The following is a 16,395-nucleotide window of genomic DNA, read 5'->3' on the forward strand; positions in this document are numbered from 1 at the left end:
TTAATTAAAAGCTAAACTCTACACCAAAAGAATACGTCTTAAGATTTGGGAAAGAACCATTATCTACCCCTCTTTCAAAAATCCTGTTGTCGCCTGTATTACTAAACTCAGGATCTAAACCTTTGTATTTTGTAATCGTGATAATGTTTTGTGCTGATAAGGTTAATCTTGCTCTTGTGATTCCTGAATTTTTTAAAACACTGTCCGGCAGATTATAACCAATACCAATATATTTTAGTCTGATAAAATCGCCGCTTTCCAAGAAACGGTCACTATCTCCTCTTGAGTTTAAAGTTGAACCTTTTGTAACTCTAGGAAAATCAGTATTTGGATTTTCAGGTGTCCAGGGCTGAATACCTGCTCTGTAATTACTGTTATCATCAAAACGATCTACAACACTTCTAAATCCGTTGTAAACAGTCGCTCCGTGAGAAGCAATCCAGTTCATAGAAAAATCAAAACCTTTGTATTCTGCTCCAGCGTTTAATCCCATTTCAAATTCCGGCCACGGGCTTCCTACGATAGATTTGTCTTCGTTAGTAATTTGTCCGTCACCATTAACATCTTTAAAACGAATATCTCCGGGAACGGCATTTGGCATAATTACTTTTCCATCGGCATTTTTGTAGTTGTTAATTTCATCCTGAGACTGGAATAATCCATCTGTTTGCAGTACATACCACATCCCTACCGGATTTCCGCTTCGGGTCATGGTGTTTCCAATAATGTTTTCGTTTTGACCGTTACCTAAAGAAACCAGTTTGTTGTTTACTTTCGTAAAGTTTACAGAAGCATTAAAAGAGAATTCATTGATTTTTTTGCTGTAAGCCAGTTCAAGTTCAAACCCTTTATTTTCAACCGTTGCAGCATTAGAAATTGGGTTTCCGCCATCATTTCCGGTAGTCAATAAAATTGGGAAACCAAATAATACATCTTCTGTGCGCGCAATAAAATAATCAGCCGTTAAACGTAAATCATTATTTAAAACTCCTAAATCTAACCCAACATTGGTTTGTTTTAATTTCTCCCAGCGCAATTGCGAATTGGATAGTTTTACCTGCGTGGCAGAAGGATATAAATTTTGATCTCTGCCTAATACGATCTGTCCAAAATTATTAACGAAGCTTCTGGATTCATACTCTCTGATATTTCCAGACCCCAGTTCTCCATAACTCGCTCTTAGTTTTAAATCTTTAATAAATTCTGATTTAAAGAATGATTCGTTGCTTATTCTCCATCCTGCTGAAAGTGACGGGAAATTACCCCATTTATTTCCATCGCTGAATTTTGATGAACCATCTCGTCTAAGTACCGCATTAAACAAATAACGATTATCGTAGTTGTACTCCAGTCTTCCTAAATAAGAGGCCAGAGCAGCTTCGTTTATAAATCCGCCTACTACCGGTGAATCTCCCTGATTTAAAACTTCGTAATACTGGCCTGTTCCGGAATTCATAGGCAGGTTTCTTTTTGTACCGTAAATTTGATTGTAATTATCCTTTTGATACGTCTGGCCTAATAAAACGGTAATATCATGTTTTCCAAATTCTTTTTTGAAAGTCAGCGTATTTTCAAATAATATTGTTTCTGATCTTCCTTTATTCTGATCGGTCTGAGATGGATCTTCCGGCTGATTTAAGGTCCAGCTTCCTTTTTTTCTCATGTATTTATACGAATCAAAACTAGTTTCATATCCAAAATTGAAACGGTATTTCAGCCAGGGAACAAATTTTAATTCTGACCAGATATTTCCTCTAATTCTAAAATTTTCGTTTGTTGTATTCGAAAAATCAGCAAGTGCCAGAGGGTTTGTACCAAAAGTATCAGCAACACCTTGTTTTCCGTAACCGTATCCTCCCGGATTTGAAGGGTCGTAAAGCGGAATAGTAGGTGTCATTCTGTACACATCAATAATTGGGCTTCCGGACATTTCATCTGTTTTGGAATTACTGATTGCTAAGTTTTCTCCAATACTAAAAATTCCTTTTGTGCCGCTTGAATTTACACGGAATGAAATTCTGTCAAAATCAGTTCCAATAACAGTACCTTCGTTTCCAAAATAATTTCCGGACATAAAGAAGGTCGAATTATCGCCCCCTCCCGAAAAACTGGCATTGTAATCCTGCATCATTCCGGTTCTAAAAACAGCGTCCTGCCAGTCTGTGTCAACAGCCATATTCAGGTTTTGTCTGGGAAGTCCGGCATTATCATAGGCCATATTGTTAAGTCTGGCAAACTCTTCGGTTCCCATTAAATCATAGCGAGGCATAACTGTAAAACTGCTTTTTGCCGAAACTTCAACCTTAAGCGGTCCTTTTTTACCCTTTTTGGTCGTAATAATGATTACTCCGTTTGCCGCTCTGGAACCATAGATTGCGGCTGCCGATGCATCTTTTAAAACCTGAATCGATTCAATATCATTTGGGTTAAAATCGCGGTTTCCGGAAGTTACCAGACCATCAATAACATATAATGGATTTGTGTTTTGAAGGTTTTTAAGTCCTCGAATCTCGACATTAGCTTCCTGTCCCGGACGTCCTCCTCCTCGAACCTTAACTCCCGTTACCAATCCCTGAAGTCCATCGGCGATTGTAGTGACCTGACGTTTCTGGATTTCTTCGGCTTTTACCAGCGAAATTGCACCTGTTAGGTCTTTTTTCTGCTGCGATCCGTAACCTACAACCACTATCTCATCAAGTTTCATGGCATCTTCGGCTAATGTGGCATCGATTGTGGTTTTGTTGTTAATCGCAATTTCTGTTGTTTTAAATCCCTGCGAGCTAAAAACTAATGTTTGGTTTGCTCCTGCAGCGATTTTATATCTGCCGTCAAAATCGGTTACGGCTCCGTTTTTAGTGTCCTTGATAACGACGTTGGCAAACGGAATAGGTTCTCCTGTTTCTGAAGCTACTTTTCCCGTTATGGTTATTTGCTGTGCGTACGTTTGTTGTAGTAATAAACTAAAGAAAAACAAAAGGCAGTACCTCTTCTTTAAAATTTGAGTGAGCGTTGTTTTCATTGATTTTTCATTTTAGATAGTTTTCATTTTGTGGTTGGTTTGGATTTTTTTTAAATGTTAGTCATCTCGGATGCGGGCAAATACGGAATTTAAAACACCCTCTGTTAATAATGTGTTCATTTTAATTCAAAATTATTAATGATATTATTTTTCAAACTTTATTTTACTGATGCAATATTTTTTGAGCTAAAAAATTATCAATATGATTTATTTGAAAAGTCAAAGTAGATGATTTAAATTCAAAATAAAATGCTTCTTTTGTGTCAATTTCTATTTCAAATGATTCAAATTGTATAAAAAAGCTCAAATAAATCAAGGCCTGCAACATTTTGTTGAAAATTGACACGATTTGCAGAAGTCCTTATTTTATCATAAAAAACACAACTATGCGTAAATTCTTTCTTTTTTGGTTTTTATTCATTTTTTCGACAAATTTTATTCAGGCACAGGAATATTATTTTAAACATTTTCAGGTTGAAGAAGGTCTTTCCAACAACACCGTTCTGACTTCTTTACAGGACGAAGACGGCTTTATGTGGTTTGGAACAAAAGATGGTTTAAACCGCTTTGACGGCTACCGCTTTAAGACTTACAGAAGCAATCAGGACCCGATTCATAGTTTAGGAAGCAATTATATTCAGTCGCTTCACGAATATAAAGGCATTATTTGGGTAGGTACCGATAAAGGTTTGTACCGATACAATAAAAAGAATGACCAGTTTACGGTTTTAAATGAAGCAATCAATGACAGAATCAACGATATTAATCATGACAAACACGGAAATATCTGGTTTGTATCAGGAAATATTCTGTACAAATATTCTACAACCAAGAAAGAAACAAAAACTTTCAGTCCTAATAAATATTTTATTGCTACTTCGATTTCTCAGGATGCGTATGGCGAGATCTGGGCTGCTTCCTTAAATAAGGTATATCGCTATTCTGAGGAAAGTCTTTCGTTTGAACATATTCCGATTACGCCTCCGGCCAATTCATCAAATTTCAGAATAACCACGATTTATGCTCTGGACAAAAACAATATCGCGATTGGAACACAGGAAGACGGCGTTCTGATTTACAATATCAAAAACAAAACGACTTCGAACCTGGAATTTTCATCAAAAAAACCGGTTTATGTGCGTCAGTTTAAAAAGAAAGACAACTGCGAACTCTGGATTGCGAGCGAATCCGGAGTGTATGTCTATAATCTGATTACGAAAACAAGTCTTAATCTTAGAAAAAATTACAACGATCCTTACGCGATTTCAGATAATGCAGCGTATTCGATTACGATTGATAAAGAAAACGGTGTCTGGGTAGGCACTTATTTTGGCGGTATTAATTACCATCAGAAACAATACACGCAGTTTAAGAAATATTTTCCGCAGAAAGGCCAGAATTCCATCAGCGGAAGTGCCGTAAGAGAAATTCATAAAGACGACCGCGGCGATCTTTGGATTGGTACCGAAGATGCCGGCCTAAACCGATTCAATCCGAAAACGCAGACTTTTACTTCGTATCTTCCAAACGGAAGTAAAAGCAGTGTTTCCTATTATAATATTCATGCTTTAATGCCCAGAAAAGACAAAATCTGGATTGGAACTTTTGAGCATGGTCTGGATGTTTTAGACCGAAATTCAGGAATGGTAATTAAACATTACAGCGCCAATAATCCTGCAACGGGACTGCACAGCAATTTTATTTTTTCTTTTTATGAAACCAAAAAAGACGAATTAATTGTCATAACCACAATGGGATTGTACCGCTATAATGAACAAAAAGACAGTTTCGATATTCTGAAAACTTTTCCCGAAACCACGCATTATACAACCTATAAAGAAGACAGCGACGGAAATCTCTGGGCGGGAAGTTACCGAGATGGTTTGTTTTACTACAATCCGAAATCAGGAAAAAGAGAAGTTTTTATTTATGATTATAAAAACGCAAAAGGCATAAGCAACAATTCGATCAACTATATTTTTGAGGATAGTTCGAAAAATCTTTGGTTTGCGACTGAAAACGGACTGAATTTATTTGATAAAAAAACAAGAACGTTTAAAAAATTCACCACCAAAAACGGACTTCCGAGTAATGTCGTATATTCAATTTTAGAAGATGATAACCGTAATTTATGGCTTACGACATCAAAAGGTCTGGTAAAATTCAGTCCCGATCATAAAGGTGTAAAAATCTATACAACTGCAAATGGTTTACTGAGTGATCAGTTTAATTATGCATCGGCTTTTAAGGATGCTGACGGCAATATGTATTTTGGAAACCTGAACGGAATGATCAGCTTCAATCCTAAAAACTTCACCAAAAACAAGTACACGCCTTCGATTTTTATTACCAATCTTCAAATTAATAATAAAGATATTGATGTAGATAAAACCGATTCGCCGCTCCATAATTCGATTTCGCATATTGACGAACTGGAACTTGATAACAACCAAACATCGTTTAATCTTGAATTTGCATCATTAAATTATACCGCTCCGGAACTGACTGAATATTGGTACAAACTTGAAAACGTTAACAATGACTGGGTTTATCTGGAAAGAAACAACAAAGTCTTTTTTACGGAACTGGCGCCGGGCGATTATGTTTTTAAAGTAAAATCGCTGAATAGTTTTGGGGTTTGGAGCAAAGAAGTAGAATTGAAAATCAGGATTCTGCCTCCGTTTTGGGCGAGCAATTATGCCTACTTTTTTTATTTTCTGCTGATATGCGGTTCGTTTTATTACATTATCCGCTATTCTAATAACCTGACCGAAATTAAAAACAACCGAAAAATAAAGCATCTGAACGACGAAAAAGAGAAAGAAATTTATCAGGCCAAAATTGACTTTTTTACCAATGTCGCGCACGAAATCAGAACACCTCTTACATTGATAAAAGGTCCCTTGGAAAAACTGCTCGTTATGGAACATCAATCGGCTGAGGTTCCTCAGAATCTTTCGATTATGAAGAAAAATACGTCGCGATTGTTAAAACTGGTAAATGAATTACTGGATTTCCGAAAATCAGAAATTGGCGGCTTGAAACTAACTTTTGTAGAAGCGAATATTTCATCGATGGTTCGGAATCTGCATTTGCGTTTCAGCCAGTTAATCGAAGAACGCGGGATTGAGTTTGAACCCGAACTTGGCGAAAAAGATATTTTTGCTTTTGTAGATAAGGAAGCATTCAAAAAAATTCTGAGTAATTTAATGAACAACGCCATTAAATATTCAAAAGACAAGGTTTCGATCACGCTTTTTAGAGATGAAAAGAAACTGACTTTAACGGTAAAAAATGACGGTAATCAGATTCCGTTTCATTTAAAAGAGAAAATTTTCGAACCTTTTTTCAGAGTTGATAATTCAGATACGGCGTCCGGAACCGGAATAGGTCTTTCATTGGCGCATTCTCTGGCACAGCTTCATCACGGAAACCTGCAATTAGTTCCGGATGCAAAACTGAATATTTTTGAACTCATTGTACCGCTTCGTCAGGAAGAGGAATTTATGTTTTACAATGAAACTGAAAAAGAGGAAACAGAATCTGAACCTGAAGTGGTTGAAGTTGAAAATAAAGATGAAAAAACACAAATTCTGGTAGTAGAAGACAACGAAGATTTACTGCATTTTATTACAACAGAACTTTCTTCGCATTATACTATTTTTAAGGCTGATAATGGCGAAAATGCATTAAAAATTATTCATAACGAAAATATTCAGCTGGTTATAAGCGATGTTTCGATGCCGGTTATGGACGGAATTACGTTGTGCAAAGAAATCAAAACGAATCTGGAAACGAGTCATATCCCGGTGATTCTGCTTACAGCCAAAAACTCGCTGAAATCGCAGATTGACGGTCTGGAAGTGGGAGCTGATGCCTATATCGCCAAACCTTTTTCTATGGATTATCTAAAAGTTCAGGCGAATAATTTAATCGAAAACCGAAAACAGATTATGAATTATTATGCGAGTTCGCCGCTTTCGCACATTAAAAGCATCGCCCACAACAAAACCGATGAAAAGTTCCTGAAAAAACTCGATGAAGAAATCCTAAAAAACATAACCGATCCGGATTTGAGCGTAGAATCTCTGGCTGAAATTATGAATATGAGCCGTTCGACTTTGTACCGAAAAATCAAAGACATTTCGAATCTGAGTCCGAATGAGCTGATTAACATCGTGCGCCTAAAACGTGCCGCCGAACTGCTTTTAACCGAAAATTACAAAATGTACGAAATCGCCGAAATGGTGGGTTACAAATCGCAGACGAGTTTTGGACGTAATTTCCAGAAGCATTTTGCAATGTCGCCTTCGGATTATATTGCTATGAACAGGTAGTTTTTTTGTTTTTAGTTTTCAGTCTACATGTGTTTAAAAAAAAACAAAGCATATCCGTAGAGGCGCACTGCAGTGCGTCTACACAACGAATGTCGACAACGAATATACGTTGCGCATAAGACGCAGAACAATGAGTCTCTACAGAATAAAATGGGTAAAAAAATGTTTAACCTGGTCTATTATCAAAATAAAAAAGTGGACTATTCAAAAATCTCTAATTGAACTAAATTTGCAATAAACTTTAGACAATGAACATACATTTTATACAACACGAAATATTCGAAGCGCCGGGAGCGTATTTAAACTGGGCAGAAGAAAGAAATTATAAAATATCTTTTTCTAAAGTTTATGAAAACGAACCTCTCCCCGATTCGGCAGATTTAATTGATATGCTTATTGTAATGGGCGGGCCACAGTCTCCAGATACAACTACAGCAGAATGTCCGCATTTTGATGCGGCAGCCGAAATGGCTTTGATTCAAAAATGTATTAAGAAAGGAAAAGCAGTTGTTGGTGTTTGTCTGGGCTCTCAGTTAATTGGCCAGACACTGGGTGCAAAATTCAATCATAGTCCTGAAAAAGAAATTGGTGTTTTCCCAATAACATTAACTGAAGAAGGCAAGAAAGATGACAAAATAAATCACTTTGGCAATTCTTTAAATGTTGGACACTGGCACAACGATATGCCCGGTTTAACAACAGAAAGCAACGTTTTGGCATTCAGCGAAGGCTGTCCTGTTCAAATTGTTTCGTATTCAAATCTTGTATATGGTTTTCAGTGCCACATGGAATTAACGACTGAAGTTGTATCACTTTTAATTGAAAGCGAAGATGATCTTGCTGCAAAAAGCAAAAAATACAAATTCGTTCAGCATCCTGATTTTATTCAGTCTTATGATTATTCTGAAATGAACGCTAAACTTTTTCAGTTTCTGGATAAACTTGCGACTTCGTTGTAATCTTTGTGACATTCAGTGCATAGATGTACTGCAGTCCGTCTTATGCGTAAAGTTAAAAAAACAAATGATTTTGTCTTTTTAGTATTTTTCATAAAACTCCCAGTCATCTGTTAATTTCATGATTAAGTTATAATTTTCATTATAATAGTCATCTACCTCTTTTTGATCTTTGGCATCATGTGCATCAATTGCAAAATTTCCATAGTCCATAATAAAACCATTGGGATTATTAAATTTGAAAGTAATTTTTCGAACCTGTACATCATCAGTTCTGCCACAGGACTTGGAACTGTATAAATTACCTTTGTAAATACGAAAACAAGAGTATAATTCAGTCGCATTGTTAAAACTTCTTTTACTATCGTATTCATAAGAACTGATACTTATATCCAATAATTCTTTTAAAGTTTTCAAATTTTCCGGCATTTGCTGCACAGCATGTCTAATTAAAATATTAAAATCAGGAAAAGGAATCAATACAGTATCTCTAATTACATGACTGCCTATTTTTTCTTCTGATGGATAACCTTCTTTTTTTAGAAGATCAATTAATTTGGCTGTTACTCTTTCTGTCGTTTCGTATAATACTTTTGGACTCTTTCTGTTTTCCAAACCGTAATCAACTTGGTCTTCATTCAGTAAATTATCTAATTCTTTTTTTAAGTTAAGGTTCCAGTTTGCTTTTGCTGTTTTAGATATGGAGTCATATTTAATGCTGAAGTTTTTCCATTCCGGATTTTTGCGCAGTCCGTTAAAAATCTTAGCATTAAAATACGGTAGATCGATACCTTTATGAGCCAGTTTTTCGCCCCACCAAAATGCGGCTTTTACATCTCTTGACAATACAGCACAGCGAACAGCATTGTGAATATCTCTTGTAAACAAAATAGTATAATTTTGAGCTAAAAGATTGTACCCTTCTTTTGCTTTGGCATACTGCCTGCTCAGAATATAATCTTCTGCCTTTTTTGTATAGGTGTAATAGGTGATTTCCTTTTTTTCTGCTTCTTCTTTTTCAATATTTGCTACCAGTTTATTAGCTGTAATCATGGGAATGCAGTCATAATTTTCCCTGTGAATTATTTTATTTCGTTTATTCTTTTCAGGATTATAAATCATGGCTCCAACATCGAATATTTCAGAATAACTTGAGCCAAAGGCAAGCAGCGTATTTTTGGTAACTTTACCGCTTATTTTAAATGGCTGCTTTTCTGCCATCAAGATTTTATCGTAAGCATATTTTTTAAAATAAAACGCCGGAAAAGTATCCAAAACCGTAAACTCATTCGTTTCTTTGTTGTCTAATCGCACATCTACAGAATCTCTGTTGACAGTTCGTCCCAAATAACAGATTCTGGTCGTATCGGTCTTTTCTCCTAAAAAGATTTCTACATACGTCTTTATCTTTTTTCTTTTAATCATTACGTTTGCTCCCCAATCGTCATTGCCACTTACAAAACCTTCAATATCTGCAATGCTGTCTTTTGGATTAAAACTACACTTGGTGATTTCAACTTTTAAAAAACACATCGATAAATGCTCGACAAAATGAAAATTCCTAAATGTCTTAGTACGAAAGGTTACACCGTAATTAACGATTCCTTTATAATTCCGGGCATCTACAAAGTGTGATTCTGTGATACTATCCTTAGAAACAGTGAACCAATTTCTTAGGTTCTTATCCCAAAAACTATACGTTTCATTGAATACTTTATTCTTATCAAAATCAGTTTGAGTGTAGTTTTTAAAATTGGGTGCTTTTTGTCCAAATGAAGTATTCATAAAGACAAGGCTTATTAAAAAAAAAAGTAATTGGGTAATTTTCCGGTTCAAAATGGTAAGGTTAGATTTTTTTCTAAATATAGGAATTTTCATCATTCTAATTCATTTTACAAAAAGTTTAGAATATTTTTTCAAAAACTAGTTGACAAAAGCAACTAATTTTATATATTTGTATTTGCAATACATTTTTTAAAAATTATGAATACCACAACTTCAAAAATTAGGAGTTTTAATAGATTCTATACAGCACATTTAGACATTTTAAGCCAGCATTATTTAGACAGCGAATATTCTTTAACCGAAATACGAATCCTTTATGAAATCAGCGAAGGCAAACTTATAACGGCACAAAAAATCACTGAAATTTTAAATCTGGACAAAGGATATTTAAGCCGGATTTTAAAACGTTTTTTAAAGGAAGATTTAATTGTAAAGGTTTCTTCAGAAGAAGATAAACGGGCTTTCAATATCGAACTTACTGATTCCGGACAGGGATTGTTAGCTGTTTTAAATGATAAATCTGAAAGCAAAATAGAAGGTAAAATTGAAAACCTCAACTCTTCTGAAAAAGAGATTTTAGTCAATTCTATGCAGACTGTCAGAAATCTGCTGACTGAACATAAAATTGCACGCGAAGACATTACGTATCGTCATGAAATTACGCCGGGAGATATTGGCTATATTATTTATCTGCACGGATCGATTTACGGGAAAGAGTATAATTTTTCGACTGATTTTGAAAAGTATGTCACCAAGACTTTTTATGATTTCCTGGAAAAATATTCTCCTGAAAATGACCGTATCTGGATGGCGGAATACAATAATAAAATTGTGGGCTGCGTGGCAATTGTACATCAGTCTGATGAAGAGGCGCAATTGCGATGGTTTCTTCTTGATCCTGCTTTTAGAGGTCTTGGAATTGGTAAAAAATTATTGACCGATGCAATCCATTTCTGTAAAGAGAAAAAATTTAAAAATGTGTTTCTGCTTACCACAAACTTACAGGATAAAGCACTGCAAATGTATAAAATGATGGGATTTGAACTTACTCAGTCTGATGAGGTTCAGGAATGGGGAAAGACTTTTTATGAGGAACGTTATGACCTTACTTTTATCGAATAATGAATTTTGGAGCGCAGGCGCACTGCGGTACGTCTCTACAGCCCCAAAAAATGGGTATTTCATTCTAATTACAAAAGGCTTTAACCGAACTTTTATAGTTGGTTAAAGCCTTTTAGCATTTATTTTTTAAAGTTTTTAATTCCGCTCTGAAGCCAATTATAATATTCCTCGATATCAGGATTATAAGCTGACGGCTCCGTCAGGTTTGCACTATTATGATCTACAATTACATAAAAAGGCTGTGCATTTGCCTTATAGGTTTTGATTTGCAAATCGCTCCATTTGTTCCCAATGGTTTTAATTTTTTTTCCTGTTGTTTCAGAAACATATTGTTCGTTTTCCGGAAGTTCTTTTTTGTCGTCTACATAAAGCGAAATCAAAACAACATCATTATTTAAAACGCCCAAAACTTTTGGGTCTGACCAAACCAGTTCTTCCATTTTTCGGCAGTTTACGCAGGCATATCCTGTGAAATCCAGTAAAACCGGCTTTCCTGCTTTTTTCGCATATTCCATTCCTTTGTTGTAATCGTGGAAAGTTATAATATTCTGCGGACCGTGTTCTGCGCCTTCCGGTAATGAACCTGTTATTTTTAGATCGGAATTGCCCGAAACTCCCAGTCCGTTTGGCGATTCGCTGTACTGCATTGGAGGGGAAAATCCGCTGATTAATTTTAAAGGTGCGCCCCAAAGCCCGGGAATCAAATAAATTGTAAAACTTAAAACGATCAATCCTAAACCTAATCTTCCTACGGAAATATGATTTAACGGTGAATCATGTGGCAATGTAATTTTTCCGAATAAATAAAAAGCCAGCATTCCGAAAACGGCAATCCAAATGGCTAAGAAAACTTCTCTTTCTAACCAATGCAGCTGCAAAACTAAATCGGCATTGGATAAAAATTTGAAAGCCAGAGCCAGTTCCAAAAATCCTAAAACTACTTTAACCGTATTTAGCCAGCCGCCTGATTTTGGCAGTGCGTTTAACCAGCCCGGAAAAGCAGCAAATAATGAAAACGGTAATGCAATAGCAATCGAAAATCCTAACATTCCCACAATTGGCGCTATACCGCCTTTTGAAGCTGCTTCAACCAATAAGGTTCCTACGATAGGTCCGGTACACGAAAATGATACTATGGCTAAAGCCAAAGCCATAAAGAAAATCCCGATAAGTCCTCCTCTATCGGCTTGTGAATCGACTTTGCTGGCTAATGAACTTGGCAGTACAATTTCGAAAGCACCCAGAAATGAACAGGCAAAAACGACCAATAAAATAAAGAATATCAGATTGAACCAAACGTTTGTTGAAAGCGCATTCAGCGAATCGGCACCAAAAACTGCGGTTACAATTGAGCCTAATAAAACATAAATAATGACAATTGAAATTCCGTAAATCATTGCGTTTCGTATTCCTGCCGCTTTGGTTTTGCTTTGTTTGGTAAAAAAGCTTACCGTCATCGGGATCATTGGAAAAACGCAGGGTGTCAGTAAAGCTGCAAAACCGGATAAGAACGAAATAATAAAAATGCTTAGTAATCCTCTTGACTCTTCTTTTGGCGGATCAACAGTCATTTTAGTTGTTTTCTCTTCTGCCTGAACAACGGTTTTCTCTTCTGCAATTGCTGTATCTCCTTTTACTGTCTGAATTTCTTCGGCAGAAGCCGCTTTCTTTTCATTCGGAATTTTGAATGTCAGCTCTTCTGTCGACGGCGGTAAACAACTGGTATCGTCGCAGACCATAAAATCAACTTCTCCGGCAATGTTCGAAACATCATCTGAAGTGAATTTTATCTTTTGTGTAAAAAGGGCTTTGTCTTCAAAATATTTGATTTTCATATCGAAGATTTTATCGACTGTTTCGTACCCCTTTTCTTCGGTTGTTTTCCCGATTAGTTCGAAGTTTTTCTTCGAATTTTTAAATGTAATTGTTGTTGGCGATGGCCCGCCTTCTTCGATGTATTGTCCGTATAAATGCCAGCCGGATTGTATTTTAGCCTGGACTTTTAAGATATATTCTTTATCTGATATTTTTTCTACAGATGTGCTCCACTTTACCGGATTGTACATTTGTCCGGACATGGCTGCCGAAATCAATAACAGGAATGTAAGTATGGTGTTTTTCATTGTTTTTGATTTAATTTTTGAAAAAAAAGAGCTGTCGGAAAAACAGCTCTTTGGGGTCTTTCACAGAAAATGGCTTACTAATTCAGATTCTAAAATGAAATAATGAAAGACGATTATTAAAATTATTTTTTAGTCTCAGTTTTCAGTCTCAGTCACAGTCGCAAACTTGTCAAAGTCCGCTTTTAAAGTGAAAACTGGGACTGGGACTGAGACTAAAGACTATTTATCAAGCGAACCGGCTTTAATAATAATCATTTTATCCAGCTGAATATATTTCTTAATAGCATCGTTTACCTGCTGTAAAGTTGCTTTTTCTATATCTTTTGGATATTGGTCGATGTAACTTGGCTCTAAACCTCTTTCGATAAAATTTAAAATTGTTCTTGCCATTCCGTTTGTCGTAGACATTCCGACTTTAAAACTTCCAATTAAATTGGTTTTCTTATTTTGCAATTCATCAGCCGTGATTCCGTCTTTTACCCATTTATCAACCTGAACCATTGTGGCATCAAGTCCTTTTTGAAATAAATCCGGGTTGAAGGAAGCGTTTACAAACCAGTATCCTCCAGTTTCGATGTTGCCATCTAAACCAGAAGAAATGTTATACGTTAAACCGTCATTGTCACGAACCGTCTGCATTAAACGTCCGGCAAAACCTGCTCCTAAAGTGTAATTTCCGATGTAAAACGGAATATAATCAGCATCGGCTCTTTTTAAACCTGTAAATTGTCCGATATACAATTCGGCACTTGGTTTTTCCGGAATGGTTACAACTTCTGTTTTTGCAGCAGATTTTGAAGCTTCTTCAAATTTTAGTTTTTCGGTAACGCCGCCATTCCAGTTTTTAAATGATTTTTTTAATGAAGCATTTAGGTTTGCACCATCTGTATCGCCTACAATTACCAAGCGCATTGAAGCTGTTCCGAAATATTTTTTATGGAAAGCTTTTACTTCATCTAAAGATGCATTTTTGATATTGGCGATATTGTCCTCTACGCTTAAGCTGTAATTTGGATTTCCTTTTGGATAAATTGCCTGCACTAAAGCAATGCTTCCTCTTTCGCCCGGATCGTTCAAATCCTGCTGTGTATTCCCGATAAACTGCTGCTTTAAGTTTTCAAATTCTTTGGCATCAAACAACGGGTTTCTTAATTCCTCAGCCAATAAAGCAATTACCTGATCTAGATCTTTTTTCAGACATTTAAATCCAATATTAATTTTAAATGTTGATGCATTTACGTTGAGGTTTACACCTAATTTTTGCAGTTTTTCCGAGAATTTAAATTTGTCATTCAGCGTTGTTCCTTTTGATAACATTGAAGCCGTTAATGCCGGAATAATATCATTTTTAGTTTCGCTGGCATAATTTCCTAATGAAATACTTGCTGCAACGGTTACAAAATCTTTTGCTGACGTTTTTACCGAAACGACATCAATTCCCGACACTTTTTCTCTCTTATAAGCTGATGCTGATTTTTCGATAATGTCTTTAAAAGAAATTCTTTCTTCTGTTGTATTTTTTATTGAAACCGGAGCAGATGAAGTTTCTTCATGAGTATGTCCTTCTTCTGAATGTCTGTAATAAAACGGACCATTTTCCGGAATAAAATTATTCGCTTTCGCCGAATCATTATTTTGAGCTCCCGCTTGTTTCGGAATAAAATATCCGGTTGTGCTTTGGTCTTCAACTAAATATTTATTTGCAACGCGTAAAACATCGGCCGGAGTTACTTTTTTCAATCGGTCGACTCCTGTAATGTAGTCTGTCCAGTCGCCGGAAGCAATTGCTTCGTTTAATGCCGATGCAATTACGCCGGAACCATCTCGTGCCAAAATAGTCTGCGCACTGATTTTTGCCACAACTCGATTTACTTCATCCTGCGTTACGCCTTCTTTTTGGATTTTAGCTACAACTTCGCTGATTTTAGCATCAATATCTTCGTGCTTTGAGGTAGTTGGAAAACCAACCCCAATCGTGAAAAGTCCAACTTCTTTAAAGTTTGTTGCACTTGCGTAAGAATAAATTCCCAAACGGGTATCAACAAAAGTTTTGTTTAAAATTGCCGATGGTCCAACACCAATAATCTGAGCCAGAATATTTAAGGCAGGAAGGTCTTCGTGTAAAGCGCCCGGAATTTTATACGCTTTGTTTACAACGCCCAATTCGCCCGGTTTTTTTACTATTATTTTACGTGCTCCGTATTGCTGCGGTTCTTCGGTGTAAGGCTGCGGCATTACATTTGGCGCTTTTGTAATTTTTCCGAAATACTTTTCGATTAATTCAAAAACATTGTCTTTTTTGAAATCTCCAATAATCGTTAAAGTCGCATTATCCGGCCAGTAATAGGTATTGTAGAAATTTCGTAATACTTCGATCGGCGCGTTTTCAATATCTGATTTCCATCCAATTGTAGAATGGTGATACGGATGTGCGATATATGCCGAAGCCCAGATTTCTTTGTCTAATAAACTGTTTGGATTGTTTTCGCCGCGCTCAAATTCGTTACGTACAACGGTCATTTCAGCATCTTTATCTTCTTTTAGCAATAAAGAATTACGCATTCTGTCGGCTTCGATTTGAAGTGCCAGTTCGATTTTATCACTTGGCAGCGTTTCAAAATAATTGGTTCGGTCGTACCAGGTTGTCGCATTTAACAGTGCTCCTGTATTTTGCAGAACATCAGTAACAGTGTTTCCATTTTTTTTGTTGAAAGTTGGTGTTCCTTTAAACATTAAATGTTCTAAAAGGTGTGTTGATCCTGTGTTTCCTAAAACTTCGTGTTTAGAACCTACGCGATATACAATTTGTACGGTTGCAACCGGCGAAGCATTGTCCTGCAAAAGCAAAATATTCATGCCGTTTGGCTGGTATAAATATTCTTCAATACCACCTAACTCTTTTATTTTCTTAAAGTTACCTAATTTACTCTGCGCAGAAACAATCGTGCAGAATGCTAGTGAGCAATAGCCCAGGAAGATGTATTTTTTCATTTTTTTGAGAGATTATTTTTTAGTTTTCAGTCACAGTTTTCAGTAATACTGTGACTGAATAC

General features: G+C 36.1%; 7 protein-coding genes. 3 read left to right on the top strand and 4 right to left on the bottom strand.

Annotation, left to right across the window (positions count from 1 at the left end; all coding sequences use genetic code 11):
• Positions 1–4: 4 nt before the first annotated feature.
• Positions 5–3,019 carry a SusC/RagA family TonB-linked outer membrane protein gene (locus OZP11_RS09295; RefSeq protein WP_281234940.1) on the bottom strand — a complete coding sequence of 1,005 codons (3,015 nt, stop codon included), beginning with the start codon at positions 3,017–3,019 and terminating at the stop codon, positions 5–7.
• A 386-nt stretch (positions 3,020–3,405) separates the two neighbouring features.
• Here OZP11_RS09295 and OZP11_RS09300 point away from each other — a divergent pair, with 386 nt between their 5' ends.
• On the top strand, positions 3,406–7,356 hold the full coding sequence (locus OZP11_RS09300; RefSeq protein WP_281234941.1) for a hybrid sensor histidine kinase/response regulator: 3,951 nt from the start codon (positions 3,406–3,408) through the stop codon (positions 7,354–7,356).
• Positions 7,357–7,604: 248 nt separating this feature from the next.
• A complete protein-coding gene (locus OZP11_RS09305; protein WP_281234942.1) occupies positions 7,605–8,315 on the top strand; it encodes a type 1 glutamine amidotransferase in 711 nt (236 codons plus the stop codon).
• A gap of 78 nt (positions 8,316–8,393) precedes the next feature.
• Here the strand turns inward: OZP11_RS09305 and OZP11_RS09310 are convergent, their stop codons facing one another.
• Positions 8,394–10,097: a hypothetical protein gene (locus tag OZP11_RS09310; RefSeq protein WP_281234943.1), complete on the bottom strand. Its 1,704-nt coding sequence runs from the start codon at positions 10,095–10,097 to the stop codon at positions 8,394–8,396.
• A gap of 198 nt (positions 10,098–10,295) precedes the next feature.
• Between OZP11_RS09310 and OZP11_RS09315 the strand changes: the two genes are divergently transcribed.
• Positions 10,296–11,219: a bifunctional helix-turn-helix transcriptional regulator/GNAT family N-acetyltransferase gene (locus OZP11_RS09315; protein ID WP_281234944.1), complete on the top strand. Its 924-nt coding sequence runs from the start codon at positions 10,296–10,298 to the stop codon at positions 11,217–11,219.
• 119 nt (positions 11,220–11,338) lie between these two features.
• On the opposite strand, the gene OZP11_RS09320 is transcribed toward OZP11_RS09315, so the two are convergent.
• Together OZP11_RS09320 and OZP11_RS09325 are read right to left on the bottom strand one after the other, a co-directional pair.
• A complete protein-coding gene (locus OZP11_RS09320) occupies positions 11,339–13,342 on the bottom strand; it encodes a protein-disulfide reductase DsbD family protein (protein ID WP_281234945.1) in 2,004 nt (667 codons plus the stop codon).
• A 219-nt stretch (positions 13,343–13,561) separates the two neighbouring features.
• Positions 13,562–16,333: a M16 family metallopeptidase gene (locus tag OZP11_RS09325; protein WP_281234946.1), complete on the bottom strand. Its 2,772-nt coding sequence runs from the start codon at positions 16,331–16,333 to the stop codon at positions 13,562–13,564.
• Positions 16,334–16,395: the final 62 nt, after the last annotated feature.

The sequence above is a fragment of the Flavobacterium gelatinilyticum genome, from assembly GCF_027111295.1.
Lineage (GTDB): Bacteria > Bacteroidota > Bacteroidia > Flavobacteriales > Flavobacteriaceae > Flavobacterium > Flavobacterium gelatinilyticum.